The 23332-nt window shown below is 64.7% G+C and carries 17 protein-coding genes and 1 tRNA gene; 4 read left to right on the forward strand and 14 right to left on the reverse strand.

Annotated elements, in window-relative coordinates; genetic code table 11:
* Window positions 1-60: 60 nt before the first annotated feature.
* The 4 genes from recG to ACN0RJ_RS17285 form a co-directional block, all read right to left on the reverse strand.
* Window positions 61-2151, reverse strand: coding sequence for an ATP-dependent DNA helicase RecG (recG, locus tag ACN0RJ_RS17270; RefSeq protein WP_417725027.1), 2091 nt, complete (start codon window positions 2149-2151; stop codon window positions 61-63).
* Window positions 2148-4406: an NAD-dependent DNA ligase LigA gene (gene ligA / locus ACN0RJ_RS17275; protein WP_417725028.1), complete on the reverse strand. Its 2259-nt coding sequence runs from the start codon at window positions 4404-4406 to the stop codon at window positions 2148-2150. Before ligA ends, recG begins: the two co-directional genes overlap by 4 nt.
* Before the next feature lie 78 nt (window positions 4407-4484).
* A complete protein-coding gene (gene ctrA / locus ACN0RJ_RS17280) occupies window positions 4485-5201 on the reverse strand; it encodes a response regulator transcription factor CtrA (protein WP_417721395.1) in 717 nt (238 codons plus the stop codon).
* 114 nt (window positions 5202-5315) lie between these two features.
* Window positions 5316-5600, reverse strand: coding sequence for a DUF1153 domain-containing protein (locus ACN0RJ_RS17285; RefSeq protein ID WP_417721396.1), 285 nt, complete (start codon window positions 5598-5600; stop codon window positions 5316-5318).
* A gap of 127 nt (window positions 5601-5727) precedes the next feature.
* On the opposite strand from ACN0RJ_RS17285, the gene mnmA reads away from it, so the two are divergent.
* Window positions 5728-6870 carry a tRNA 2-thiouridine(34) synthase MnmA gene (mnmA, locus tag ACN0RJ_RS17290; RefSeq protein WP_417725029.1) on the forward strand — a complete coding sequence of 381 codons (1143 nt, stop codon included), beginning with the start codon at window positions 5728-5730 and terminating at the stop codon, window positions 6868-6870.
* 123 nt (window positions 6871-6993) lie between these two features.
* Here the strand turns inward: mnmA and ACN0RJ_RS17295 are convergent, their stop codons facing one another.
* The 7 genes from ACN0RJ_RS17295 to purC all read right to left on the reverse strand — a co-directional run bounded on the left by ACN0RJ_RS17295 (window position 6994) and on the right by purC (window position 15081).
* The gene (locus ACN0RJ_RS17295; protein ID WP_417721398.1) at window positions 6994-8328 is read right to left on the reverse strand and encodes a sigma-54-dependent transcriptional regulator; all 1335 of its coding nucleotides are present in this window, start codon (window positions 8326-8328) and stop codon (window positions 6994-6996) included.
* A 37-nt stretch (window positions 8329-8365) separates the two neighbouring features.
* Window positions 8366-10129 (reverse strand): sensor histidine kinase, encoded by a 1764-nt coding sequence (locus ACN0RJ_RS17300; protein WP_417721412.1) that lies wholly within the window; start codon window positions 10127-10129, stop codon window positions 8366-8368.
* Window positions 10130-10171: 42 nt separating this feature from the next.
* The gene (gene purQ / locus ACN0RJ_RS17305; RefSeq protein WP_417725030.1) at window positions 10172-10840 is read right to left on the reverse strand and encodes a phosphoribosylformylglycinamidine synthase subunit PurQ; all 669 of its coding nucleotides are present in this window, start codon (window positions 10838-10840) and stop codon (window positions 10172-10174) included.
* 12 nt (window positions 10841-10852) lie between these two features.
* A complete protein-coding gene (locus tag ACN0RJ_RS17310) occupies window positions 10853-11890 on the reverse strand; it encodes a zinc-binding dehydrogenase (RefSeq protein ID WP_417725031.1) in 1038 nt (345 codons plus the stop codon).
* An 82-nt stretch (window positions 11891-11972) separates the two neighbouring features.
* Window positions 11973-13868, reverse strand: a complete 1896-nt coding sequence (locus tag ACN0RJ_RS17315) for a methyl-accepting chemotaxis protein (protein ID WP_417725032.1) — start codon at window positions 13866-13868, stop codon at window positions 11973-11975.
* Between the two features lie 137 nt (window positions 13869-14005).
* On the reverse strand, window positions 14006-14236 hold the full coding sequence (gene purS, locus ACN0RJ_RS17320; RefSeq protein ID WP_417721402.1) for a phosphoribosylformylglycinamidine synthase subunit PurS: 231 nt from the start codon (window positions 14234-14236) through the stop codon (window positions 14006-14008).
* 83 nt (window positions 14237-14319) lie between these two features.
* Complete coding sequence (gene purC, locus ACN0RJ_RS17325; protein ID WP_417721403.1) at window positions 14320-15081, reverse strand: phosphoribosylaminoimidazolesuccinocarboxamide synthase; 762 nt, start codon at window positions 15079-15081, stop codon at window positions 14320-14322.
* Window positions 15082-15290: 209 nt separating this feature from the next.
* On the opposite strand from purC, the gene ACN0RJ_RS17330 reads away from it, so the two are divergent.
* Entirely contained in the window at window positions 15291-15605 is a 315-nt protein-coding gene (locus ACN0RJ_RS17330; RefSeq protein WP_417721404.1) for a DUF1476 domain-containing protein, read from the forward strand.
* Between the two features lie 320 nt (window positions 15606-15925).
* Here the strand turns inward: ACN0RJ_RS17330 and ACN0RJ_RS17335 are convergent, their stop codons facing one another.
* A complete protein-coding gene (locus tag ACN0RJ_RS17335) occupies window positions 15926-17206 on the reverse strand; it encodes an ATP-binding protein (protein WP_417725033.1) in 1281 nt (426 codons plus the stop codon).
* A 53-nt stretch (window positions 17207-17259) separates the two neighbouring features.
* On the opposite strand from ACN0RJ_RS17335, the gene ACN0RJ_RS17340 reads away from it, so the two are divergent.
* Both ACN0RJ_RS17340 and ACN0RJ_RS17345 read left to right on the forward strand, forming a co-directional pair.
* On the forward strand, window positions 17260-18174 hold the full coding sequence (locus ACN0RJ_RS17340; protein WP_417725034.1) for an MBL fold metallo-hydrolase: 915 nt from the start codon (window positions 17260-17262) through the stop codon (window positions 18172-18174).
* A gap of 80 nt (window positions 18175-18254) precedes the next feature.
* Window positions 18255-18329, forward strand: a tRNA-Asn gene (locus ACN0RJ_RS17345).
* Window positions 18330-18455: 126 nt separating this feature from the next.
* On the opposite strand, the gene ACN0RJ_RS17350 is transcribed toward ACN0RJ_RS17345, so the two are convergent.
* Window positions 18456-22397 (reverse strand): PIN domain-containing protein, encoded by a 3942-nt coding sequence (locus ACN0RJ_RS17350; RefSeq protein WP_417725035.1) that lies wholly within the window; start codon window positions 22395-22397, stop codon window positions 18456-18458.
* Window positions 22398-22569: 172 nt separating this feature from the next.
* On the reverse strand, window positions 22570-23100 hold the full coding sequence (locus tag ACN0RJ_RS17355) for a hypothetical protein (protein WP_417725036.1): 531 nt from the start codon (window positions 23098-23100) through the stop codon (window positions 22570-22572).
* Between the last annotated feature and the right edge of the window lie 232 nt (window positions 23101-23332).

A 23332-nucleotide genomic window follows, 5' to 3' on the forward strand; every position in this document is an offset into this window, starting at 1 on the left:
TGAGAACATACCGGAACGGGAAGAACTGCGCGCCCGTCGGATCCGCCAACCTCGGTCTTGCTAACCGACGGAAATCAAACGGATCGCCTCGTCCTGCCGCATGAGCCAGAGCAACAGCCGGGCTGCCTTTCCCCGATCCGATTTCAACTCGGGATCATCGGTCAGAAGCTTGCGCGCGTCGGTCTGGGCGGTGGCCATCAGCCCCGCCTGATGTTCCAGGTCCGCAACCCGGAACTTCGGCAGCCCGGATTGGGCGGTGCCGATCAGATCCCCCGCGCCGCGCATCTCGAGGTCGACCTCGGCGATGCGGAAACCGTCCTCGGTCTCGCGCAGGGTGGTCAGCCGCCGCGAGCCGCCCTCGGTCAGGGGCGGCTGGTAGAGCAGCAGGCAGGTGCTGTCCTGCGTGCCGCGCCCGACGCGACCGCGCAGCTGGTGCAACTGGGCAAGCCCGAACCATTCGGCCCGCTCGATCACCATGATCGTGGCATTCGGCACGTTGACACCGACCTCGATCACCGTGGTGGCGACCAGAACCTTGGTCTCGCCCGAGACGAAGCGCGCCATCGCCGCGTCCTTTTCCGCCGGCGGCATCTGGCCGTGAACCAGCCCCACCACGCCGTCACCGAGCGCCGCGCGCAACCGCTTGAACCGCTCCTCGGAGGCGGTGAGGTCGATCGACTCGCTTTCCTCGACCAGCGGGCAGACCCAGTAGGCCTGCCGCCCCTCGGCAACGGCGCGGCGCAGATGGTCGACCACCTCGTCCATCCGCTCGACCGAGGTCAGCGCGGTGCGGATCGGTTTGCGCCCGGGCGGTTTCTCGTCGAGCACCGAGACTTCCATGTCACCGTATTGCGCCAGCGCGAGCGAGCGCGGAATCGGCGTGGCGGTCATCACCAGCACATCCGCGCCCTGCCCCTTGCGCCCGAGTTCCAGCCGCTGACGGACGCCGAAGCGGTGCTGTTCGTCGACCACCGCGAGGCGCAGATCGGCAAAGGCCACATCCGCCTGGAACACCGCGTGGGTGCCGACGAGAATGCCGATATCGCCCCGCGCCAGCGCCTCCAGCTTGGCGCGCCGTTCGGCCCCCTTGTCGCGGCCGGTCAGGATGTCGAGCACGACCCCGGCGCTGTCGGCGAGCGGCCGCAACCCCTCGAGATGCTGCCGCGCGAGAATTTCCGTCGGCGCCATCATCACGCCCTGCCCGCCGGCCTCGACCGCGATCAGCAGCGCCATGAAGGCAACCAGCGTCTTGCCCGCGCCCACGTCGCCCTGCAGCAGCCGGTTCATCCGTTCGGGGCCGGCCATGTCGTCGGCGATCTCCTGCATCGCCCGCGCCTGTGCGTCGGTCGGGCGATAGGGCAAGGCGCCCAGCACCTTGCCGCGCAGCAGGCCGTTGCCCTCGGTCACGATGCCCTTGCCCCTACGCCGGTGACTGCGCGCCAGCGCCAGCGTCAACTGGTGCGCCAGAAGCTCGTCATAGGCCAGCCGCTGCCGCGCGGCCGCCGACGGTGCCATGTCGTCCAGCCCCTCCGGCGCATGGGCGCGATGCAGCGCCGCGCGCCAGCCCGGCCAGCCCTCGCGCGCAACCAGCGCACCGTCCGCCCATTCCGGCAGGTCGGGCGATTTCGCCAGGGCCGAGGCGATGCCCCTGGCCATGACCTTCTGGGTGATCCCGCCCGCGAGCGGGTAGACCGGTTCGAAGGAGGGCAGCGCCTCCGCCCCCTCCGGCATCAGGATGTGATCGGGATGCACCATCTGCGCCAGCCCGTCGAAGACCTCGACACGGCCGGACACGAGGCGGCGTTCGCCTTCGGGCAACTGGCGCAGCAGGTAATCCTCGCGGCCGTGGAAGAACACCAGCTGGAAGGCGCTGCGCGCATCCTCGACCTGGATCCGGTAGGGCCCGCCGCGGCGCGCGGCCTTGCGGTGGCGCCCGACGGTCACCTCCACCGTCACGACGCCGGGCAGGTCCGCCCCCTGAATGCTGTCGCGCGGACGGCGGTCGATGACGGAATGCGGCAGGGTGTAGAGCAGATCGCGCGGCGCGGCGATGTCGGCACCGTCGAGCGCCGCCGCGCCCTTGGGGCCGATGCCGTCCAGCGTCTTCAGCTCGGCGAACAGCGGCCAGAGCGGTTCCGGACGTCCGCTCATGCGCCGATCAGGGCCAGCCAGGCGTCTTCGTCCATGACCTCGACCCCGAGGTCGCGCGCCTTGGTCTCCTTGCTGCCCGCGCCGGGACCCGCGACCACGATGTCGGTCTTCTTCGACACCGAGCCCGAGACCTTGGCGCCCATCGCCTCGGCCCGCGCCTTGGCCTCGGCGCGGGTCATCCGTTCGAGCGTGCCGGTGAAGACCACGGTCTTGCCCGCGACCGGAGAGCCGGCCGTCGCCGGGCGCTCCGCAGCCTGCACGTCGAGCCCGGCCACGAGCCGGTCGACCGAGGCGCGCTCCGCCTCCTGCCCGAAGGAGGTCACCAGCGAGACCGCCACCGTCGTGCCGATGCCGTCGACGCCGACCAGGTCCTCCCAGGCGGCGCGGGCCTCTTCCGGCACCGGCGGGTCCTGCGCCCAGACCAGGTCGCGCGTCTCCTTGATCCGCGCGCGCCGTTCCTCGCGGGCGGCGGTGGCGCGTTCGCGCTCGACGGCGGCATCCGCCTCGCGGTGGCGATGCGCGGCGGGCCGGGCGGTGTCGACCGCCTGCACCAGCGCATCCCAGGTCAGGTAGTGGCGCGCCAGATCGTTCGAGACCACCTCTCCCACATGCCGCAGACCCAGCGCGAAGATCAGGCGACCGAGTCCGATTTTCCTTTTTTCCTCAATCGCTTCAAAGAGGTTGTTCGCGCTCTTTTCGCCCCAGCCTTCGCGGTTTTTGAGCTGCTGGAGCCCGCTGCCGTAGCGCTCCTGCAGGCTGAAGATCTCCGCCGGTTCGCGGATCCATCCGTCCCGGTAGAACTGTTCGACCTGCTTCGCGCCCAGCCCCTCGATGTCGAAGGCGGCGCGGGAGACGAAATGTTTCAATTTCTCGACGGCCTGCGCCGGGCAGATCAGCCCGCCCGTGCACCGGCGCACCGCGTCCCCTTCCTCGCGGATCGCTTCGGAGCCGCATTCCGGGCAGGCCACGGGAAAGACGTAGCGCGGCGCATCCTCGGGACGTTTCGCAAGGTCCACGTCCGCGACCTTGGGAATCACGTCCCCCGCGCGGTAGACCTGCACCCAATCGCCTTCGCGGATGTCCTTGCCGCCCCGGATCTCGCCCCCCGAGGAATCGCGGCCCGCGATGTAATCCTCGTTGTGCAGCGTCGCGTTCGACACCACGACGCCGCCCACCGTGACCGGGGTCAGCCGCGCCACCGGCGACAGCGCCCCGGTGCGGCCCACCTGGATGTCGATCTTTTCAAGCCGCGTCCACGCCAGTTCGGCGGGAAACTTGTGCGCGATGGCCCAGCGGGGCGTGGTGGAACGGAAGCCCAGCCGCTCCTGAAGGGCGAGGTCGTCGACCTTGTAGACCACGCCGTCGATGTCATAGCCGAGCGTGGCGCGCGCCTCCTCGATCCGGGCGTAATGGGCCAGCATCTCGTCCGGACCGTCGCAGAGGGCGGTCAGCGGATTGGTCGCGAACCCCAGCGCGGCCATCCGGTCGATGGCGCCCTTCTGGGTGTCGGCCAGCGGTTCGGACAACGCACCCCAGGCATAGGCGAAGAATTTCAGCGGCCGGTCCCGCGTGATCGCCGCATCGAGCTGTCGCAGGGATCCGGCGGCGGCGTTGCGCGGATTGGCAAAGGGCTTGGCCCCCTTGGCGATCTGCCGTTCGTTGAGCGCGGCGAAATCGGCGTGGCTCATGTAGACCTCGCCGCGGATTTCGAGCAACGCCGGCGCGCCCTCGATCCGGGCGGGAATGTCGTCGACCGTCCGGGCATTGGCCGTGACATTCTCGCCCACCGCCCCGTCGCCGCGCGTCGCCGCCTGGACAAGCGCGCCGTCCTCGTAGCGCAGCGACAGCGACAGACCGTCGATCTTGGGCTCCGCGGTAAAAGCCAGCGGGGCCCCGTCGGACAGCCCGAGATAGCGGCGTATGCTTCGGTCGAAATCCCGCACCTCGTCGCCGTCGAAGGCGTTGGACAGCGACAGCATGCGCTGGCTGTGGGCGACCTTGGCAAAGCCTTCGGCGAGTTCGGCGCCGACCTGCTCGCTGGGGCTGTCGTCGCGCTTCAGCTCCGGAAACCGGGCTTCGATCGCCGCGTTGCGCCGCTTGAGCGCGTCATACGCCGCATCGCTGAGTTCGGGAGCGTCCTCCGTGTGGTAGGCGCGGTTCGCCTCGGCCAGAAGACCGGCAAGGCGCGCCAGTTCCCCGCGCGCGCCCTCCTCTGTCAGATCCTCGACCGGACTGTCCGAATTCCCGTGCGCCATGGCCGCACCCCCTGCTCCCGCCGTTGAAACAGAGTGATAGGGCCCGGGCGCCGCGGCGTCCAGACCGCAGCCTCAGCCTCAGCCGGTGGCGGCGATGGCCGGGATGGCACCGGTCCGCGGTTCTGGATCGCGCAGCACGTAGCCGCGGCCCCAGACCGTTTCGATGTAGTTCTCGTCCCCGGTCGCCTCGCTCAGCTTCTTGCGCAGCTTGCAGATGAAGACGTCGATGATCTTCAGTTCCGGCTCGTCCATGCCGCCGTAAAGGTGGTTGAGGAACATCTCCTTGGTCAGCGTCGTGCCCTTGCGCAGGCTCAGAAGTTCCAGCATCTGATATTCCTTGCCGGTCAGATGAACGGGCTTTCCCGTCACCTCCACCGTCTTGGCGTCGAGATTGACCGAGATCTTGCCGGTGCGGATGACCGATTGGGAATGCCCCTTGGAGCGCCGGATGATCGCGTGGATCCGCGCCACCAGCTCGTCGCGATGAAACGGTTTGGTCAGGTAATCGTCCGCGCCGAAGCCGAACCCCTTGATCTTGTTCTCGGTGTCGTCGGCCCCGGACAGGATCAGGATCGGCGTGTTGATCCGCGCCATGCGCAATTGCCGCAGCACCTCGTGACCGTTCATGTCCGGCAGGTTGAGGTCGAGCAGGATCAGGTCGTAGTCGTAAAGCTTGGCCAGATCGATGCCTTCCTCTCCGAGGTCCGTCGCATAGACGTTCAGGTTGGCATGGGTCAGCATCAGTTCGATACTCTTCGACGTGGTCGGGTCATCTTCCACCAGAAGGATACGCATTGGCCGTTCTCCGCTTGTTCTATCCCGTTGACCCTGACCCTGTCGGAAATAGGTTAACGCTTCTTTACTGTAGACAAAGCGGAACGAATTTCAACTTGAGGTTGCGACCCCTTCTCAAATCCCGTCGGTCCGGAAACGCTGCACCAGGGTCGCCTTGAGACCTTCCTCGCCATGGGCGACGAGGGCGTGCATCCATTCGTTCAATTCCTCTTCGCTGAGACCGTACCGGTCCATCGCCTGCGCCTCGTTCAGCAGGCCGAAGCGCACCGCCTTGACCACTGCGGCCTTGCGCGAGGCGACCCATCGGCGCGTTTCCACCGGCGGCAGATCAGCGCGGGTCATGACGCTGCCGTCCGGAAGCGTCACGGCACGCGGCCCGTCGACTTTCTTGAGATACATGTCCCGTGTCCCGTTCATTCCGATTGCAGGACATTTGACCGCCCGGCTTTTAACGGCGTCTAAAGCCGGGTCTTGAGAGTGCCTCGCATTTTCCTATATTCCCGCAGGATTCCCTCAGGAGTTCCACATGCCTCTCGACGTCCCTCAGATGAATTCGCTCGGTTTTCCGAAACCGCCTGCCGAAACGCGGGTGGTCGTCGCCATGTCGGGCGGTGTCGACTCCTCGGTCGTCGCCGCCATGCTGGCCGAGGAAGGCTACGACGTGGTCGGCGTGACGCTGCAGCTCTACGATCACGGAGCCGCGCTCGCCAAGAAGGGCGCGTGCTGCGCCGGGGTCGATATCCACGATGCGCGCCGCGTCGCGGAGCAGATGAACTTCCCTCACTATGTTCTTGATTACGAAAACATCTTCAAGGATGCGGTCATCGAGGAATTCGCCGAAAGCTACCTCGGCGGCGCCACCCCCGTGCCCTGCATCCGCTGCAACGAACGGGTGAAGTTCAAGGACCTCCTCCAGACGGCGCGCGACCTCGACGCGGATTGCATGGCGACCGGCCATTACATCCGGCGCAAATCCGGCGCCGTCGGGCCGGAACTGCACTCAGCCGCCGATGCGAACCGCGATCAGAGCTACTTTCTCTTCTCCACCACGCCGGAACAGCTCGCCTACCTGCGCTTTCCCCTCGGTCACTTGAAGAGCAAGGCGGAAACCCGCGCATTGGCTGCAAAATACGGGCTTTCCGTCGCAGACAAACCGGACAGCCAGGACATCTGTTTCGTGCCCGACGGCAACTATGCCGCGGTGATCGAAAAGCTGCGCCCCGGCGCCGCCGAACCCGGCGAGATCGTGCATGCCGACGGCCGCGTCCTCGGCACCCACAGGGGCGTGATCCACTACACCATCGGCCAGCGCCGCGGTCTCGGGATCGGCGGTCTCGAAGATCCGCTCTACGTGGTGAAGCTCGACGTCGACAACAGCCGCGTCGTCGTCGGTCCGAAGGACATGCTCGCCACCCGCAAGATCCCCGTGCGCGAGATCAACTGGCTGGGGGATGCACCGCTCATGTCGCGGCCGGAATGGCAGGTCTCCGTCAAGGTCCGCTCGACCCGCCCCCCGCGCGAGGCGATCCTGCGCCCGATTTCCGACACCAGCGCGGAGGTCGAACTGCTGACTCCCGAAGAAGGCGTCTCGCCCGGACAGGCCTGCGTCTTCTACGATCCCGACAGCAGCCGGATCTTCGGCGGTGGCTGGATCTGGCGCGGATACTGACCGCAGCACGACGCCCGCCACGAGCGCCGCATTCACGTCCCGTCGTCACCGCGACACGGGCGTGGAGCCGCCGGCCAAAGGCCGGCGGAGACAGTCATGCGCGCGCGTCCGCGCGCACCGTTTTCAGAGATAATCGGCGCGTTGCAGGCCGTATTTGGCCATTTTCTCGTTCAGCGTCCGGCGCGGCAGGCAAAGCTCGTCCATCACCGCCGAAATCGACCCCTTGTGGCGCCGCATCGTGTTGTCGATCAGCATGCGCTCGAACGCCTCGACATATTCCTTGAGCGGCTTGCCCTCGGTGGTCATGACCGATTGCATGTCCTCGTGGTCGTTCATCAGCAGGGACGAGATCGTCCCCGTGCCCCGGCGCGACTGCAGCACCGCGCGCTCCGCGAGGTTGATGAGCTGGCGGACGTTGCCCGGCCAGGGTGCCTGCAGAAGCTGTGCCGCCTCCTGAGCCGAGACCTGCGGCGTCTCGCAACCGTATTCGTCCGAGAACCCTTCGGAAAACCGGGTGAACAGGGTCAGGATATCCTCTCCGCGCTGGCGCAGCGGCGGCACCGTGATCTTGAGCGCGGCCAGACGGTAATAAAGATCCGGACGCAGCGCGGTTTCGCAGGTGCGCCCCTCGTCCTGGAGGTTGCAGATGGCCACGATCCGCGTCTCCGGCGGCGTGCCCTGGTCGTTGATGATCGACAACAGCCGCGCCTGCGCCGAATCGGAGAGCGATTCGACATCCTCGAGCACCAGCGTCCCGCCGCGGGCCTCCTCGATTGCCGGCAGGCGCGATTCGTCCGGTTGCATCGGCCCGAAGAGACGGCGCATCAGCGCGTCCTCGTCCATCGCCGCGCAGGAAATCAGCACGAAACGCTTGCCCGCGCGCGAACCGACCGCGTGCAGCGCATGGGCGATCAGCGTCTTGCCGGTGCCGGTCTCGCCGTCGATCAGCACGTGACCGTCCGCCTGACCCAGGTCGAGCACGTCCTCGCGCAGCCGCTCCATCGCGGGCGAAGCCCCGATCAGCTTGCGCATGAGCTGGCCGCCGTCCGACAGTTCACGGCGCAACGCCCGGTTGTCGAGCGTCAGCCGCCGCGCATTCGTCGCCTTCTTCGCAAGATCCGACATCCGGTCCGGATTGAAGGGTTTTTCAAGGAAATCGAAGGCCCCGATGCGCATCGCCTCGACCGCCATCGGCACATCGCCATGCCCGGTGATCATGATCACCGGCAGGGCGGAATCATTGCCCATGAGCTTGCGCAGGAACTGGATTCCGTCCATCCCCGGCATCCGGATGTCCGAAATCACGATCCCCGGATAATCCACCCCGAGCGATCCGAGCGCCTCTTCGGCGCTGGAAAACGTCTCGGTGTCGTAGCCCGACAAGGCCAGCCACTGGCTGATCGATTGCCGCATGTCCTTTTCGTCGTCGACGATGGCGATCTTCATTGCCTTGGTCATATCTTGCCGCCTTTTCTTCCGTCCTGTCGTTCGCGGCTCATTCCGCCGCCTGTGTGCTCTCGTTCAAGATAGGGAGCTGCATCTCGAAAACAGCCCCCCCCTCGGTTCCGTTCCGTGCCGTCAGCCGCCCGCCGAGATCGGTGACAATCCCCGACGAGATCGCCAGCCCGAGGCCGGTGCCGTCGCCCGGTTGCTTCGTCGTGTAGAAGGGTTCGAACAGGGCATCCAGATCCTCGATCCCCATGCCGTTGTCCCGCACCGTGAGGGTCGCGGTCTCGCCCGACGCGAGAATGATCTCGATTTCCGGGTCGGGCACCGATTTGGTCGCGTCGAGCGCATTGCGCAGCAGGTTCACCAGCACCTGTTCGATCCGCATGCGGTCGCCCATCACCCGCACCGGCGCATCCGGCAGGATCTTGGCGATGCGGACCCGGCGGGCCTTGAGCTGCGGTTCCATCATCGACAGGGACGAGGCCAGCGCCTCGCCCATGTCGACGGGGCTGAGCGCCTGCTGCCCCTTGCGGGCATAGCTCTTGAGCTGCCGCGTGATCGCGCCCATGCGTTCGATCAGGTCGTCGATCCGGTGGAAGGCGGTCATCGCCTCCTCCGGACGATTGCGCCGCAACAACAGCCGCGCGCCGGCCAGGTAGGTCTTCATCGCCGCAAGCGGCTGGTTCAACTCGTGGCTGACCGCCGCCGACATTTCCCCGAGCGCGGCGAGCTTCGAGCTTTGCTCCAAGGTCTGCTCGGCGCTGGCGAGGTCCTTCTGCACCTTCTCCCGTTCCGCGATCTCGCGCTGGAGGCGGATGTTGAGCGCCCGCAACTCCGCCGATTCGCGCTGGAACAGCGCCATGCGGACGGCGGTCTTGCGGCTGAGCGCGTAGAAGGCCAGCGCCGCGAGGATGGCGAATCCCATGATTTCCAGGGCCAGAACCGCGTTCACCTTTTCCCGCACGCTGGCGTAGGTGGTGAAGGTCGCCATGGTCCAGCCGCGGAACGGAATGCGCCCGTCGATACGCATCACCGCCTCGCCGCGCAGGTAGGCGTCCGGCGGCAGGGCGGTCCAGTCCGCCGTCGCCTTGATCGCGCGTTCGATCGCGCTTTCGGCGGTCTGGCGGGTCAGGGCCTCGGCCATGGTCTGCCCGCGCCAGCGCGGCTCCGTTGCCAGAACGATCGTCCCTTCGGAGTTCAGCACCGCGACCGCATCGCTGATTCCCGCCCAGGCCCGCTCGAACTTGGCGAGGTCGACCTCGACGACGATCACGCCCATGACGGAATTCTGGCTTTCCACCCGCCGGGAATAGGTAAAACTGTAACCACCCACCTCGCGCGCCTGGCTGGTGAACACCGTGGTGTTCGAGCGCAGCGCATCGACGAAATAGGGTTCGTTGCGGTGATTCTGCCCCAGGCGGTTGCGATCCGTGGCCGCGACCGTGCGCCCGTCCCGGTCCAGCAGCACCAGCGAGGCGGCGCCGATCTCGTCCACGTAGGAAATCAGCCGCTGCGAGGATTGGCTGAAGTCGGCGGAGTTGAGCGCCCCGATCAGCGCCGGGTCCCGCGCCAGAAGCTGTGGCACGATGGCGTTGCGGCGCAGTTCGGAAAGGATGTTGCCGGAATAGAGCGCCAGGCGCAGTTCGGCCCGGTTGCGCGTGGTCTGCGTGAAGCGATCCGACAGCAGCACGTTGGTGACCCAGACCGTGCTGACCGCAAGCAGGATCAGCAGGCCGAGCGCCAGGCGCACCCGCCACGAGAGCGGGCCCGAGCGCCGTTTGCGCTTTCGGGAGAAGGGAGCCTTGGCCATCATGTGGCGCACAGGGTACGCCGCGCGGCCGGTGCGCTCAAGTCAGGCGTCGGTCAGCGCACCGGCCAGATGGGCGAAAAGACGCGCACCGTCGGAGTTGCCGTGGGCGGGATCGCAGGCACGCTCCGGGTGCGGCATCATCCCCAGCACCCGCCGGTTTTCCGACAACAACCCGGCGATGTCGCGCGCGGCACCGTTGGGATTGTCGGTGTAGCGGAAGGCCACCCTGCCCTCGCCCTCGAGCGTGTCGAGCGTCGCCTCGTCGGCAAAGTAATTGCCGTCGTGATGCGCGATCGGGATCGAGATCACCTGGCCCGCGTCATATCCGCGGGTGAAGGCGCTCTGGCTTTCGACCACGGAAAGGCCCGCGGATCTGCACACGAATTTCAGCCCGGCGTTGCGCAGCAGCGCACCGGGCAGCAGGCCGGTTTCGGTCAGCACCTGGAAGCCGTTGCAGATCCCGAGCACGAACCCGCCGCGCTCCGCATGGCTGACGATCTCGCGGCAGATCGGGGAATTGGCCGCGATGGCGCCGCACCGCAGGTAGTCGCCGAAGCTGAAGCCGCCGGGGATGCCCACGAGGTCGATCCCCGAGGGCAGCGCGGTGTCCTTGTGCCAGACCATCGTCACATCGATGCCGGCGGCCTCGAACGCGGTCTTGAGGTCGCGGTCGCAGTTCGACCCCGGGAAGACGATGACGGCGGCTTTCATGGGCGGCACTCCCTAGCGGGTGAAATCGGTGATGACCGCGACTCCGGGCGGTGTCGGGCCGTTGAACGCCGCAAGCTCCGCGCCGGCCTGGCTGAGGGGAATCTCGCGGGCGATGAGCGGGGACATATCCACCTTTCCGCGCGTGATCAATCCGAGCAGCGAGGGATAGCGGTGCGGGGGCATGCCGCGGGTGCCGAACATGGCGAGGTTGCTCATGTAGACGGCGTTGAGGTCGATCTCCTGTTTCGCGGTGTGGCCGACGGGCATGCCGACCTGAACGTGACGGCCGAGCGGTCGCAGGCAGTGGATCGAGGCATTGACCGTCACCGGAATGCCGAGCGCCTCGACGCTGACATGGGCGCCGCCGCCGGTGATCTCCTTGATGCGGGCGGCGGTGTCGCCTTCGGAGGCATTGACCGCGGCATCCATGCCGAGCGACAGTGCGTGGTCGAGCTTTTCCTGAACCACGTCCACCACCACCACATGCGCCCCGAGCGCCCGCCCGAGGATCGCCGCCGACAGGCCCACGCCGCCGGTGCCGTGCACCGCCAGCCATTCGCCGCCGGCCAGTTGCGCGCGCCCGGTCAGCGCGTGCCAGGCCGTGGTCACCCGGCAGCCCAGCCCGGCGGCCAGGGTCGGCGACATGCCTTCGGGCAGGCGGGCGAGGTTGAAATCGCGCGGCACCGCGACGTATTCGGCAAAGGCTCCCGGTTCGATGAAGCCGGGGAGACGCTGATCGACGCAGATCGTCTGGTTGCCTTCCCGACAGGCCGGGCAGCTTCCGCAGGCCAGGATGAACGGCGCGACCAGAAGGTCGCCGACCTTCCATTTCGAATTCGGCCCCGCCTCGACGACTTCGCCGCAATATTCGTGGCCCTGAATCTGTCCCGGCTTGACGCGCGGATGCTCTCCGGTCCAGCCGTGCCAGTCCGACCGGCAGACGCCGCAGGCCAGCACCCTGAGAACCACCCCGTCATCCGGGCAGGCGGGCATCGCCACATCCTCGATCGACAGATCTTCGTTGTATGTCCTGAGTATCGCAGCGCGCATGTGGTGGCCTCCCTGTCCTGCCGCAGAGAGGACGTCAGAGCGGCGCGGAAATCAACCCCGGCCGTCCGCCCCGTCCCGAAGGTCAGAAATCCGCCCAGCCGACATCGTCCGTGGTGCCGGTGGCGGCAGGCTTCGGAGCGGGGGCGGCCGGTGCGACCTCCCAACTGGCGGCATCGGGCGCCTGCCGGGGTTTGATCGAGGCCGGCTTGTCCTCCATCCCCTCGAAGACCGCGACGGTGTCGGAAAGCCGGTGCGCCTCGGCGTTCAGGCTCTGCCCCGCCGCGTTGAGTTCCTCGACCACGGCGGCATTGTGCTGGGTCATCCCCTCGAGCCGCTGCATCCCCCCGTTGAGTTCGCTCAGACCGTTTGTCTGGCTTCTCACCGACCCGGCGATTTCGGAAATCAGCGTCCCCAGACGTTCCACATGTGCCAGAAGTTCGCCCAGCGACGAGCCGGTCTGCTGAACAAGGTTGGACCCCGCGCGCACTTCGTCGTTGCTCGACTGGATGAGGGTCTTGATCTCCTGCGCCGCCTCGGCAGCGGTCTGCGCCAGCGTCCGCACTTCGGAGGCGACCACGGCAAACCCCTTGCCCGCCTCGCCCGCGCGCGCCGCCTCGACCCCCGCGTTCAGCGCCAGAAGGTTTGTCTGGAAGGCGATATCGTCGATGGCCGAGATGATCTGGTTGATCTTGCCGGAGGCCTCCTCGATCCGGGCGATGGCCTCGATCGCCTCGCGCAGGACCTGCTCGCTCTCTGCCGACAGCTTGCGACTGGTGCCCGCCAGGTCGTCGGCCTTTTCGGCATTCGCGGCGATCTCCGCGCCGGTGGTGGCGAGCGTACCGAGCGATGAGGCGGATTTCTCCAGCGTCGCCGCCTGCTCCTCCACCCGGCGCGCGAGGTCGTCCGAGGTGGTGCCGATCTCCGACGCGGCGTTGCGCACCGCAAGCGTCACCTCACCCACCTCCGACATGGCGCGGGAGAGACTTTCGACACCGGCATTGAAGTCCTGCCGCAGCTCTTCGTATTCCGGCGGAAACTCCACGTCGGTGTTGTTGATGCGCGCCGCGAGATCCCGCCGCGCGAGCCGTTCCAGCCCGTCCCGCAGCGCCGCGACCACGCGCTCCTGCTGGCGGCGACGGGTTTCGAGCTCCTCCTCCTGGCTCCGGGCCTGGCTGAGGCGGTCGCGGAACTGATCGACGATACGCGCGGTCTTGCCCAGTTCGTCCCTGCGCTCCGCATGGGGGACGGGACCCGCAAGTTCGCCCTCCGCCATGGTCTCAAGCCGCTCCGTGACGTCGGACAGCGGGCGCAGCCAGCGCGACAGCAGAAGCAGAAGGACCGCGATGCTCGCCGCGATCGCGATGGCGGCCACCGCGGCGAGGATCATCCGCTGTGTCATCACCTGCGCATCGACGACGGACCGGTCCACGCCGACGTAGAAGATCCCCACCGGCGCGCCGTCGGCATCGAGAATCGGCTTGTAGACGGTGTAATAGGGCTTGCCGAGAATGACGGCCTCGCCGTGAAAGGTCTCAAGCCGCATCATCGCCGCATGCACCGGGTTCTGCTTGCCGAGCCAGGTCCCCACGGCGCGGGTGCCGTCATCCTTCACGATATTGGTCGAGAGACGCATGAAATCGCCCTCTGCCGCGTCCCATCCGAACAGCGTCGCGGTTTCGCCGGAGAGATGGCCCACCGAATCGATCAGCTCGTGACCGTCGAGCGCCGGAATCTCCGGCCAGGTCACGGTGCCGGGGTCGGTTCCCTCGGCCCCCTCGACCCGGATCTCGGGGAATCGATCGGAAAACCTGTCGACCAGGATCCGCAGGGAGGTGTCCTGTCGTGCCAGCGCCGCCGCCTGGAAATTGTGCTTGCTTTCGAAATCGAAGACGGCGGCAAGCGCCGCGGCGACGAGAACGATCAGCACGGACATGCCGAGGGCAAGCCTGGCTTTGAGCGAAGTCTTGAAGAATGTCACATCTGGCTCCGTGGCAGCGGGATTACCGCGCTTGTAGGAGCAAGAAGTGAATCATTGCTGAAGGAGTCCCCGCATCGCGGCGGGATCGCCGCAGACGCGCGGCCCCGGACTCACCTCCGGGGCCCGGCGCGCGGCCGTCAGATCAGTTCGATCCGGTAGCTTTCGATGACCGTGTTCGCGAGCAGTTTCTCGCACATGTCGCGCACGGTCTCCTCGCCGGTGCCCTCGGCAAGATCCAGTTCGATGACCTTGCCCTGCCGCACCCCGCCGACACCGTCGAACCCGAGCCCGTGCAGGGCGTGGCGCACCGCCTCGCCCTGGGGGTCGAGAACGCCGTCCTTGAGCATCACATGCACCCGTGCCTTCATCGTCGCCTCCGTCCCGGGCCGGCGCCCGGTCCTTCTTCTTGTTCAAAATACGCATGACCCCGCCCGCCACGGGCGCGGCGGACTCAGTTGATCAGCTTCGGCTTGGACACGTGCGTCGCCTGCTTGGGCATGACCCCGAGACGACGTGCCACTTCGGTATAGGCATCGGTGAGCGAGCCGAGATCGCGGCGGAACACGTCCTTGTCCAGCTTCTGGCCGGTTTCGATATCCCACAACCGCATGGAATCGGGGGAAATCTCGTCCGCGACGATCAGGCGCTGGTAATCGCCGTCATAGACGCGCCCGATCTCGATCTTGAAATCGACCAGCTTGATTCCGACGCCGTACATCAGCCCCGACAGGTAGTCGTTGACCCGCAGCGCGAGGCTGAGAATATCGTCCATGTCCTGCTGGCTGGCCCAGCCGAAGGCGGCGATATGCTCCTCGGTGACCAGCGGATCGCCCAGCTTGTCGTCCTTGTAGCAATATTCCACGATCGGGCGCGGCAGGGCGGTGCCCTCCTCGATCCCGAGGCGCTTGGACAGCGACCCGGCGGCGAAATTGCGCACGATCACCTCGAGCGGGATGATCTCGCAGGCGCGGACCAGCTGCTCGCGCATGTTCAGGCGCTTGAGGAAGTGGGTCGGCACGCCGATGTTGTTGAGGCCGGTCATGAAGAACTCGGACAGGCGGTTGTTCAGCACCCCCTTGCCGTCGATCACGTCCTTCTTCTGCGCATTGAAGGCGGTGGCATCGTCCTTGAAATATTGCACGATGGTCCCCGGTTCCGGGCCTTCGTACAGTATCTTGGCCTTGCCTTCATAGATCTTCTTGCGCCGTGCCATGGGAATCCTTTCGCAATGGCCCGCAGAGATCCCTCCGCGTCCTGCGCCCTCATACCCAAAGCCCCGCGCGCCCGCAAGCACCGCGGCGGACCGGCCCGCGCGCGCGGTGCCGCGCGGGGTTGCGGCACCGGCGCACAAAGCCTTGCGAGGTCGCGACACCGCCGCCATATCTTGAAGACGAGAGCATGAATCCGGGGAGGATCCGACCTATGACCACATTCGACGACCGCGAGAGCGCCTTCGAGAACAAGTTCGCCCATGACGAGGAGATGGCCTTCCGCGCGGAGGCCCGTTGCAACAAGCTTCTCGGGCTCTGGGCGGCAGAGATTCTCGGCAAGACCGGCGAAGATGCCGGGGCCTACGCGCGCGAGGTCGTCAAGGCCGATTTCGAGGAAGCCGGCCATGACGACGTGATCCGCAAGGTCGCCGCCGATCTGGCGGGCAAGGCGGACGAGGCGTCGATCCGCGCGCGGCGCGCCGAATTGCTGACCGAGGCGCGCGGGCAGATCCTGCTCGAAGGCTGACGGGCGCGGCCGCCCTCCCGACGAGGGGGGCGGCGATTCCGCCCGTGACAGGGCATCGGCACCGGCGCGGGCACGCCGCTGGAACCGCAGAGGCACGGCAAGAGGTCCGGACCGTCACCATCGCGGCGCGGGATGTCGCCAGCGAAGAAACGGTCCGGACCCTGAGCCCCGGTGTATCGCAGTGTCGTGAGCACGGGAGGGTTCGGGAGCAGCCTCCATGCACGCAGTCTCGGCCTTCGGGCGGTGCCGAACCCGGGCCGGATCGTGGCGAAACCGCGACCTTCCGGATGCATTTGATCCAAAGTCGCGGCACCCGCCGCCTAGCGCGCGATGACGATGTCCGCCCGCAGACCGCCGAGCCGCGCGCTCTCTCCCAGACGCAGCACGCCACCATGCGCCCGCGCGATATCCGCCGCGATCGCCAGCCCCAGCCCGACGCCGGACCCGCGATCCTGGTTGCGCGCGGGATCGAGGCGCACGAAGGGGCGCATCGCCTCTTCCCGCCGGTCGGGCGGTATCCCCGGCCCGTCATCCTCCACCCGGATGCGCAGGCTGCGCTCGGTCAGCGCGACCGAGACCTCGCAGCGCGTCCCGTAGCGCACGGCATTGCCGACGAGGTTCTCCAGCGCCCGGCGCAGCGCCCGCGGCCGCAGCGTCACCGCGCCCTCCCCGTCAAGCTCGGCCACCGTCACCGGCTTGCCGCCGCGCTGCGCATCCGCCACCACCGCCTCGACCAGCGCGACGGGGTCGGTCGGCTCGGCCTGCCCGTCCTGGCTGTTGCCGCGCGCGAAATCGAGAAAGGCGTCGATCAGCCGCTGCATGTCCTCCACGTCCCGTTCGAGCGGCTCGCGGTCCTCGTCCTCGAGCATCGACAGCCCGAGGCGCAGGCGGGTCAGCGGCGTGCGCAGATCATGGCTCACCCCGGACAGCATCATCGTGCGCTGTTCGATCTGGCGTTCGATCCGGTTGCGCATGTCGAGAAAGGCATGACCGGCCGCCCGCACCTCGATCGCACCCGAGGGCGAATAGGCCTCGTGCCGCCCGCGCCCGAAGGCCTCCGCCGCCGCCGCGAGCCGCGTGATCGGGCGCAGCTGGTTGCGCAGGTAGAGAAACGAGATCAGCGTCATAAGCGCCCCGAAGAACACCATGTTCACCAGAAGCTGGTGCGGGTTGGACGCCGACACCCGACGCCGGGAAAACGCGACCTCCGCCAGCGCATCCTCGCCGCGCACGTAAAGCACCACATGGCTGTCGTCGGGCAGCAGGATGCGCTCGAGCCCGGCGATGTTGCGCGTCAGCGTCGCCATCACCACGAGCCCCGAGAAATCGTACCAGCGCCGCGCATCCCGCTCGGGAAGCTCCGCCTCCCCGACCCGGCGCAGCGAAAAGCCCAGCGGCACGGCGATCGAGGGGTCGCGGACCGCCAGCGTCACCTCGCGCGCGACCTCGCGGCTCATCTGCTGGCTGACATCCTCGAAATGGCGCTGGATAAACACCACCGAGATCACGAGTTGCAGCGTCACCACGGGCAGGACCAGGATCAGCGCCGCCCGCCCGTAAAGCCCGCGCGGCATATATCGTTTGAGCCACTGGAAGAACATGCGCTACCCCTTGCCACGGCGCAGAAAGCGCCCCGGCACAGGAAAGGCCCAGAATGCAGGACCCGCAACCCGAATTCCGCCCCGAGCCCGGCGTGGCCGAATCCCTCGGTCCCGATCTGCGCCGCCTCGTCGCGCCCAACCCCTCGCCGATGACCTTCCGGGGCACCAACACCTACCTGCTCGGCACCACCGAACTGGCCGTGATCGACCCCGGCCCCGCCCTGCCCGACCATCTCGGCGCGATCCTGCGCGCCGTGGCGCCCGGCCAGCGCATCACGCATATCCTCGTCACCCACGCCCATCTCGACCATTCCCCCCTCGCCCGCCCGCTGTCCGAGGCGACCGGAGCGCCCGTCCACGCCTTCGGCGACGCCCGCGCCGGGCGCAGCGCCGTGATGCAGGCCCTGGCCGACTCCGGCCTCGCGGGGGGCGGCGAAGGCGTGGATGCCGGGTTTGCCCCGGACGTGATCCTGGCCGACGGCGACCGGATCGAGGCCCGGGGCTGGAGCGTCGAAGCCCTCCACACCCCCGGCCATTTCTGCAACCACCTGTGCTTTGCGCGGGGCGACACGCTGTTTTCCGGCGACCTGGTGATGGGCTGGGCGAGTTCGCTGGTTTCGCCCCCGGACGGAGACCTCACCGCCTTCATGGCCTCGCTCGACCGTCTCTCCGGGCGTGACTGGCAGTGCTTCCACCCCGGGCACGGCGCGCCCGTCGCCGATCCGGGCCGGCGCGTGGCGGACCTGCTGGCCCACCGGAAGGCCCGCGAAACCGCCATCCTCGCCGCCCTCGCCGACGGCCCCTCGGACGCGCGCAGCCTCGCGCATCGAATCTACACCGACACCCCGCCCGCACTGCTCGGCGCCGCAACCCGCAACGTGCTCGCCCACCTCATCGACCTCACCACCCGTGACCAGGTCACCCCGACCCCACGTCTTTCGGAAACGGCCGTCTTTTCAATGACGTAACGGCAATATGCATAAAGCGACATCAATATGACAAAAGCCTCTGGACGCCACGAGTCGAGGTTGCTATACGGCCCCCGTGTTCCGGCGTAGCTCAGCGGTAGAGCAGTTGACTGTTAATCAATTGGTCGTAGGTTCGATCCCTACCGCCGGAGCCAAAGATTTCAGGGACTTAGCGCTCATCCGCTAAGTCCTTTTCTTTTTGAGCACAGAATAAGTACAGCATACACTGCGTGGATCAACGCTTCCGGGGTTCGAACAGGTCAGCTGCGTAATCCTACACCTCAGTTCGGGAAGCATGAGCCTAGGAGCCTTACCCGTTCTGTTGCTCGAAAGCGTAAGGCAGGAGGAACAGCAACCGGACGGATAAGTTGAGATTTCTTTGCTTCTTCAACTTGTTGTCGGAAGTTCGGCGTTCCCACGGTTCGACCGACAAGCCACCAGAATGCGTGCTCAATCAAATTGAATACGCGAAGGGAAACCTGCGCAGTAAGTGCCTTTATCACTTCGATAGCCTTGTCCTGGCGCGGAGCACAGAATGCCTCCAAGACCATACTTGCGTAGCGGTCTCGCAGATGCTCCTGCTTGGTCTCGTGGAACACAAGGTCAAGGAACGTTGCAGCGACGCCTAGGTTGGTTTCCAAATCAGCGTTCTTCCCGCCAACCACCTCCAGCATCCGCTTGACCGTACCACGCCCGTTAAACCCTTCGGTTTTTGCCTGTGTTAGCAAGGTTTGCGAGTCCATCGATACGTAGGTGAAATCGCGGTTCAGGCAATCAGCGATGAACTTGGTGTAGTCCTCAATCGAGATCAGGCCTCTGTCCTTCGCCAACAACAAGACCGGTTGCAGCCAACTCGTCCCAATTTCAAGTGCGCCGACGGCCCACTGCCTCAACCCTTGATCTTCTGATAGCAAGAGCAATTCATTCCCTTCGGCGGCAAGAACGCTGTCTCTTGCAGCCGTGCCTAGCATCTCAGCGATTTTGAGGTTCTGGCCAGACAGATCAGTCTGCGGAACTGCTGTGGCTATCTTGCAGTGAGCGAGCACGTCTTCTCGCTGACGTTTCTTTTCTTCGTACGCGGCCTTGTTCTGCTCCGGCGAAATCTCAATGAATGTGAGGCGCCCGTCCCGCCATGAGGTCATCCCGGTTTGCCGGTCTATGTTATTCTTCGCCTCGATTTCGCGCTTTGCGAAAACCTCCAGCGTCGACTGGGTGACGTGCACTTGGCCGCAAACCCTAGAGATCGTATCCCACAGGTGAAAGTCCGAGATCAAAGCAGCGGTAATCGGGTCGAGCACGCAACCATTCTTGGTTCTATCTTGGATTTCTTTGATTGCATTGTCGCGCTCGTCGCGGCTACCGATACATACTCGGGGCTGGATGCTCACTCCCGGAAGACCAGCCCAACCGTCGATCACGTCCTTGCCTAGCGCGTTGGCAACAAAGCAAAAAGGCAAGGCATTCGCAGCGTACTTGTCCAAGACGGCCTGGTCGCGTTCGTGCGCGGCTTTCGTCACGCGCCCCATGTCTTCGAGAGGGTTCTCAGCCTCGAAGTCAAACGTCATGCGTTGCATTCCCGAATTCATCGGGAACCTCTTGTTGAACTCCTCCATTGACTTGTGGAGCAGGTCAAGTGCTCGTGGCTTAATCCACAAGACTTCAAATTCCATGCTCTGAAATTGAGTGCTGATCGTGAACTTCTCACCAACAGCTTTACCAAGGCAGGCCTTTGCAAACTCACTCGACGGTGAGTGTCGCTCTGCTTCGAAGTTGTGAGCCGCGGTCGCTTCGATGCGGGCGCGTCTCACGCCATCCTTCGATTGTGTCTCGAAGACGCAGTTTTCTTGTATAGTCGTGGACTTGGGGATTGCGTCCCCCAAGTCGTCGTACATCAAAATTAGACCCTGATAAGCCAGATGAATGGCTGGATCATCCCAATTTGCGATCAACTCTTGGTACGCTGTGTCCACTCCCCACTTTTTGTTGCCGTATTGAACCGCAAGGTGACAGAGACGCATGCGTTCTATCGGGCTGCCATCAGGAATGCTGCTCTCGAAGCTCCGAAGCTTGCGCCTTATCTCGTTTTCACGCCCCTGTAATTGCCAAAGCCCTAGCCTCGATATTTGCATCTCAAGATCGTTGGGTTCGACACGCAAATAGGCGTTGAGGTGATTTTCTATATCAGCGGCGCCAGAGTTGATCGCCAGGATCGATCGTGCCCGGAGATACCATTCATGACTGATTAGTTCCGGCGGCAACGCCTCAAACAGCGCGAGAGCAGCACGGTGCTTCTGGCCCGAAACCAGGGCGCTGAACAACAAACGAAGCGCTTCGCTGTCGTGCTGTGTTGAAACTTGATCTTCCAGAAGGGTGACAATGGGGTCGTACACGCCAAGTTGCCGGTATTCTGTGGCAATCTCGACCCGCTCAGCCATCATCGAGTCTGATGGAAAGTCTTCTGCAATCTGGTCAAGCTGAGACGCTGCCGCGTCGGTGTCTCCTCTAATCCGTAGGACCCTTGCAAGCAATATCTTGAAGCGAAGCGAACCGGGGTTCTCCTCAATGGCTCGCTGGCATTTTGCGGTTGCCGTAGCCCAATCCCCTTCCTTTGACAGGGCAGTCAACTCGGAAGAGAGCAACATCAGCCGGTGTTCTTGCGACCAGCTTGATGAATCGACTCCTTCCAACAGAACCAGCGCATCTGACGGGCTCTTGACATGAGCTATCGCTTCCGCTCTTAGCGAAATGATTTCGGGGTGGTCGCTCCCATCCTCAAGAAGCTCCAGAATCCTAGCGAAATCCCGATTCTCATGCGCGATTATGGCTAGTTGAAGCGATATTGAGGGCTCCCGAGTCTGAAGGGCGAACCCCATCTCCAACACTTGTTTAGCGTCGTCATTTCGACCAACGAGGCGAAGGGCCAAACCTGCGTTATGGATTGTAGCCAACGAGAAGCGGGATCGCCTAGAAACACACGCTTGGTAAAGCTCGTCTGCGGCGGATTGCAGGTCTTCAAAGCGAGGAAACTCGCTGCTTCCACCTTGGGCGCTCCTTGCGTTGTTCTGGATTTCGAGTTCCAGAACAGCTTCAGCCCAGTTTAACCGAATCTGATCGTCGGACTGGTCGGATTGATAGGCTTCGACAGCCATCGAAAGCCAAGCCGGGTCCTCGCGATTTCGAGCAGCCTGGCACAAGGCCGCTTTGACAGCCGACTTGTCTCGAACGCTTTCTGAAAGACCGTCGAGCAGATCATCATCCGGAAAGAAACTTCGAGCTTGAACCAGCACAGCAGCGGCAATTTCGTCATCTGGGCGAACCTGTACAGCTTCTCCGGCCAACGCCCGAGCTTGCTCGTACTCGCCCTGCAAAAGTTTGGACGTCGCGAGATTTCTCTTTGCAGACTTATGATCTGGACAGATATCGCATGCACGCTCAATGAGTGAGTGCGCTTCTCCATCGTCCCCCAGTTTCAGCGCGGATGACGCAAGGCCAATCAGAATTCTGTATTTTTCAGATGGTGAGGCTGAATCCCAATCTTTCTCTTTCAAGTCTCTAAGATGTTGACGGCCAGTTTCTACGTTACCGTTCTCGACCATCTCTACATAGACGGTTATCTTTGTGTGCAGGGCAGAGCTCTCATTCTCGCTCTGAGCGTCGAAGCTTGGTGTTCGAAGTTCATTGCGGGCGTCTGGCAACGCCGCAGAAACGGTGTCCTTTAGCTCACCTATGCTTACCCTGATTTGGTCGAGTCCGCGCTTTGTGTACGGGTCCCATGTTGGATCAATCTTCTCCCAAACATCGGAATGCATGGAAGCGTGCTCTTGGAACTGATCCCATCCCCAAACAGACACCGAGAATTCGTGCTCTGTTCCTGTGAGCTCGCCCGTAATCTCCCGAGCCGCTTTTTGAATGCCTGCATCACGACGAGCAGTCGTGACCAGAATGTACTCTCTGATTTTAGGTGAGAATGATTTGGCCTTCTCGACCTCTTCTCGCAATTCGGCCTCTGAGACAGCCTCATCCATCTTTTGCTTGCACTGGACTCCCACCCAATGCTTGCTGTCCCGTCTGCCGTAGACATCCACGCCGTGCTGGGCCTGGCCCTGCCTTCCATTCTTCTCTGTTGCCGGGTCGTTAAGCTCAGACTTGAAAAGCAGCCAAGCGTGGTGCTCAAATTCTTGCCACGTCTCCGGCTTCGGCAGTGAACGATTGGACAGGGTCATGCGTGAACTCAATTCCTATGCACTGCGGCGCAGACTGTGCAGAACTTGGGGTGAGGTCACAATATATGGTGGGCGAAGCTAGTAAGCAACGCCACAACCAAGGGATATATGGCTTTGGCTTGGCACTTTCGGCACCAGCAGCGGGTAGCCGCGTTTCAGGCGAGGATCGTCGCTACTGAGCCTTTGCCTTTCGCCGCATGGGGACGTCCACGCCCTTTTTGCGCTGCACCGCAGCGACTGATGCAACCGAGCGGACGGAGGTCTTGGCGTCGGGGAACTCAGTCATGACTCGACCCACGATGGCAAGGTAGCCGAGGTCGGTGTCCATCAGCAGCTCTTGCACCAACGATCCGATGGTCTGCTTCGGCTCGGGGCCGTGGACCGTGGCCGCTGCGATCTTATCGTCCACAGTCTGCTCACGCTCGCGCTTGCCGTTGGCTTCCAGTGCCGGCGGTTCTGTTTTCTCGGCGGCTTCTGCCTCGGGCATGTCAGCCGAACGGTCACCGAGGACGCAGCACTCGACTACGATCGATCCCGGGTGCTCTCCGCGCTTCTTCTCGGCCAGGTCAAGACGGCCGCAGAAGCCGACCACTCCCCATCCCCCCTCGCCTTCTAGCAGGACGGCGTGGGTGTAGGTCCGCTCCGTCTTGCGGGTGTGCTCTGAGCCGTCGGGGGCGGTGGCGACGTAGGTGGTCTTGGTCATGGCTGGTCTCCTTATCAGTGTTGATGGGTCCACCATGTCGCTAAGCGGGGAGCCCGCGAGCCCCGCAAGGCGCTCACATATTGCTTCAGAAACTAATGAGCCTGTGGCACCGCGGAGCGCCACAGGCATGTCTAAGGATCAGGCGGCTTCGCGTAGGTTGAGCTACCCCCCGAAATTCGGACACTGACATAAGCTACGATTTGCAGTCTGCTGATCTTCGACGAGAAGGAGA

Origin of the sequence: Salipiger sp. (assembly GCF_048261495.1) — a bacterium.
In the GTDB taxonomy this organism is placed as follows: domain Bacteria; phylum Pseudomonadota; class Alphaproteobacteria; order Rhodobacterales; family Rhodobacteraceae; genus Salipiger.

Excerpts from the sequence above, each read along its gene's own strand:
- ctrA (WP_417721395.1), bottom strand. The coding sequence starts at position 5,201 with ATGCGTATCCTTCTGGTGGAAGATGACCCGACCACGTCGAAGAGTATC.
- ACN0RJ_RS17330 (WP_417721404.1), top strand. The coding sequence starts at position 15,291 with ATGACCACATTCGACGACCGCGAGAGCGCCTTCGAGAACAAGTTCGCC.
- recG (WP_417725027.1), bottom strand. The coding sequence starts at position 2,151 with ATGAGCGGACGTCCGGAACCGCTCTGGCCGCTGTTCGCCGAGCTGAAG.
- ACN0RJ_RS17310 (WP_417725031.1), bottom strand. The coding sequence starts at position 11,890 with ATGCGCGCTGCGATACTCAGGACATACAACGAAGATCTGTCGATCGAG.
- purS (WP_417721402.1), bottom strand. The coding sequence starts at position 14,236 with ATGAAGGCACGGGTGCATGTGATGCTCAAGGACGGCGTTCTCGACCCC.
- ACN0RJ_RS17355 (WP_417725036.1), bottom strand. The coding sequence starts at position 23,100 with ATGACCAAGACCACCTACGTCGCCACCGCCCCCGACGGCTCAGAGCAC.
- ACN0RJ_RS17350 (WP_417725035.1), bottom strand. The coding sequence starts at position 22,397 with ATGACCCTGTCCAATCGTTCACTGCCGAAGCCGGAGACGTGGCAAGAA.
- ACN0RJ_RS17295 (WP_417721398.1), bottom strand. The coding sequence starts at position 8,328 with ATGACCAAGGCAATGAAGATCGCCATCGTCGACGACGAAAAGGACATG.
- ligA (WP_417725028.1), bottom strand. The coding sequence starts at position 4,406 with ATGGCGCACGGGAATTCGGACAGTCCGGTCGAGGATCTGACAGAGGAG.
- purQ (WP_417725030.1), bottom strand. The coding sequence starts at position 10,840 with ATGAAAGCCGCCGTCATCGTCTTCCCGGGGTCGAACTGCGACCGCGAC.
- ACN0RJ_RS17335 (WP_417725033.1), bottom strand. The coding sequence starts at position 17,206 with ATGTTCTTCCAGTGGCTCAAACGATATATGCCGCGCGGGCTTTACGGG.
- purC (WP_417721403.1), bottom strand. The coding sequence starts at position 15,081 with ATGGCACGGCGCAAGAAGATCTATGAAGGCAAGGCCAAGATACTGTAC.
- mnmA (WP_417725029.1), top strand. The coding sequence starts at position 5,728 with ATGCCTCTCGACGTCCCTCAGATGAATTCGCTCGGTTTTCCGAAACCG.
- ACN0RJ_RS17300 (WP_417721412.1), bottom strand. The coding sequence starts at position 10,129 with ATGGCCAAGGCTCCCTTCTCCCGAAAGCGCAAACGGCGCTCGGGCCCG.
- ACN0RJ_RS17285 (WP_417721396.1), bottom strand. The coding sequence starts at position 5,600 with ATGTATCTCAAGAAAGTCGACGGGCCGCGTGCCGTGACGCTTCCGGAC.
- ACN0RJ_RS17340 (WP_417725034.1), top strand. The coding sequence starts at position 17,260 with ATGCAGGACCCGCAACCCGAATTCCGCCCCGAGCCCGGCGTGGCCGAA.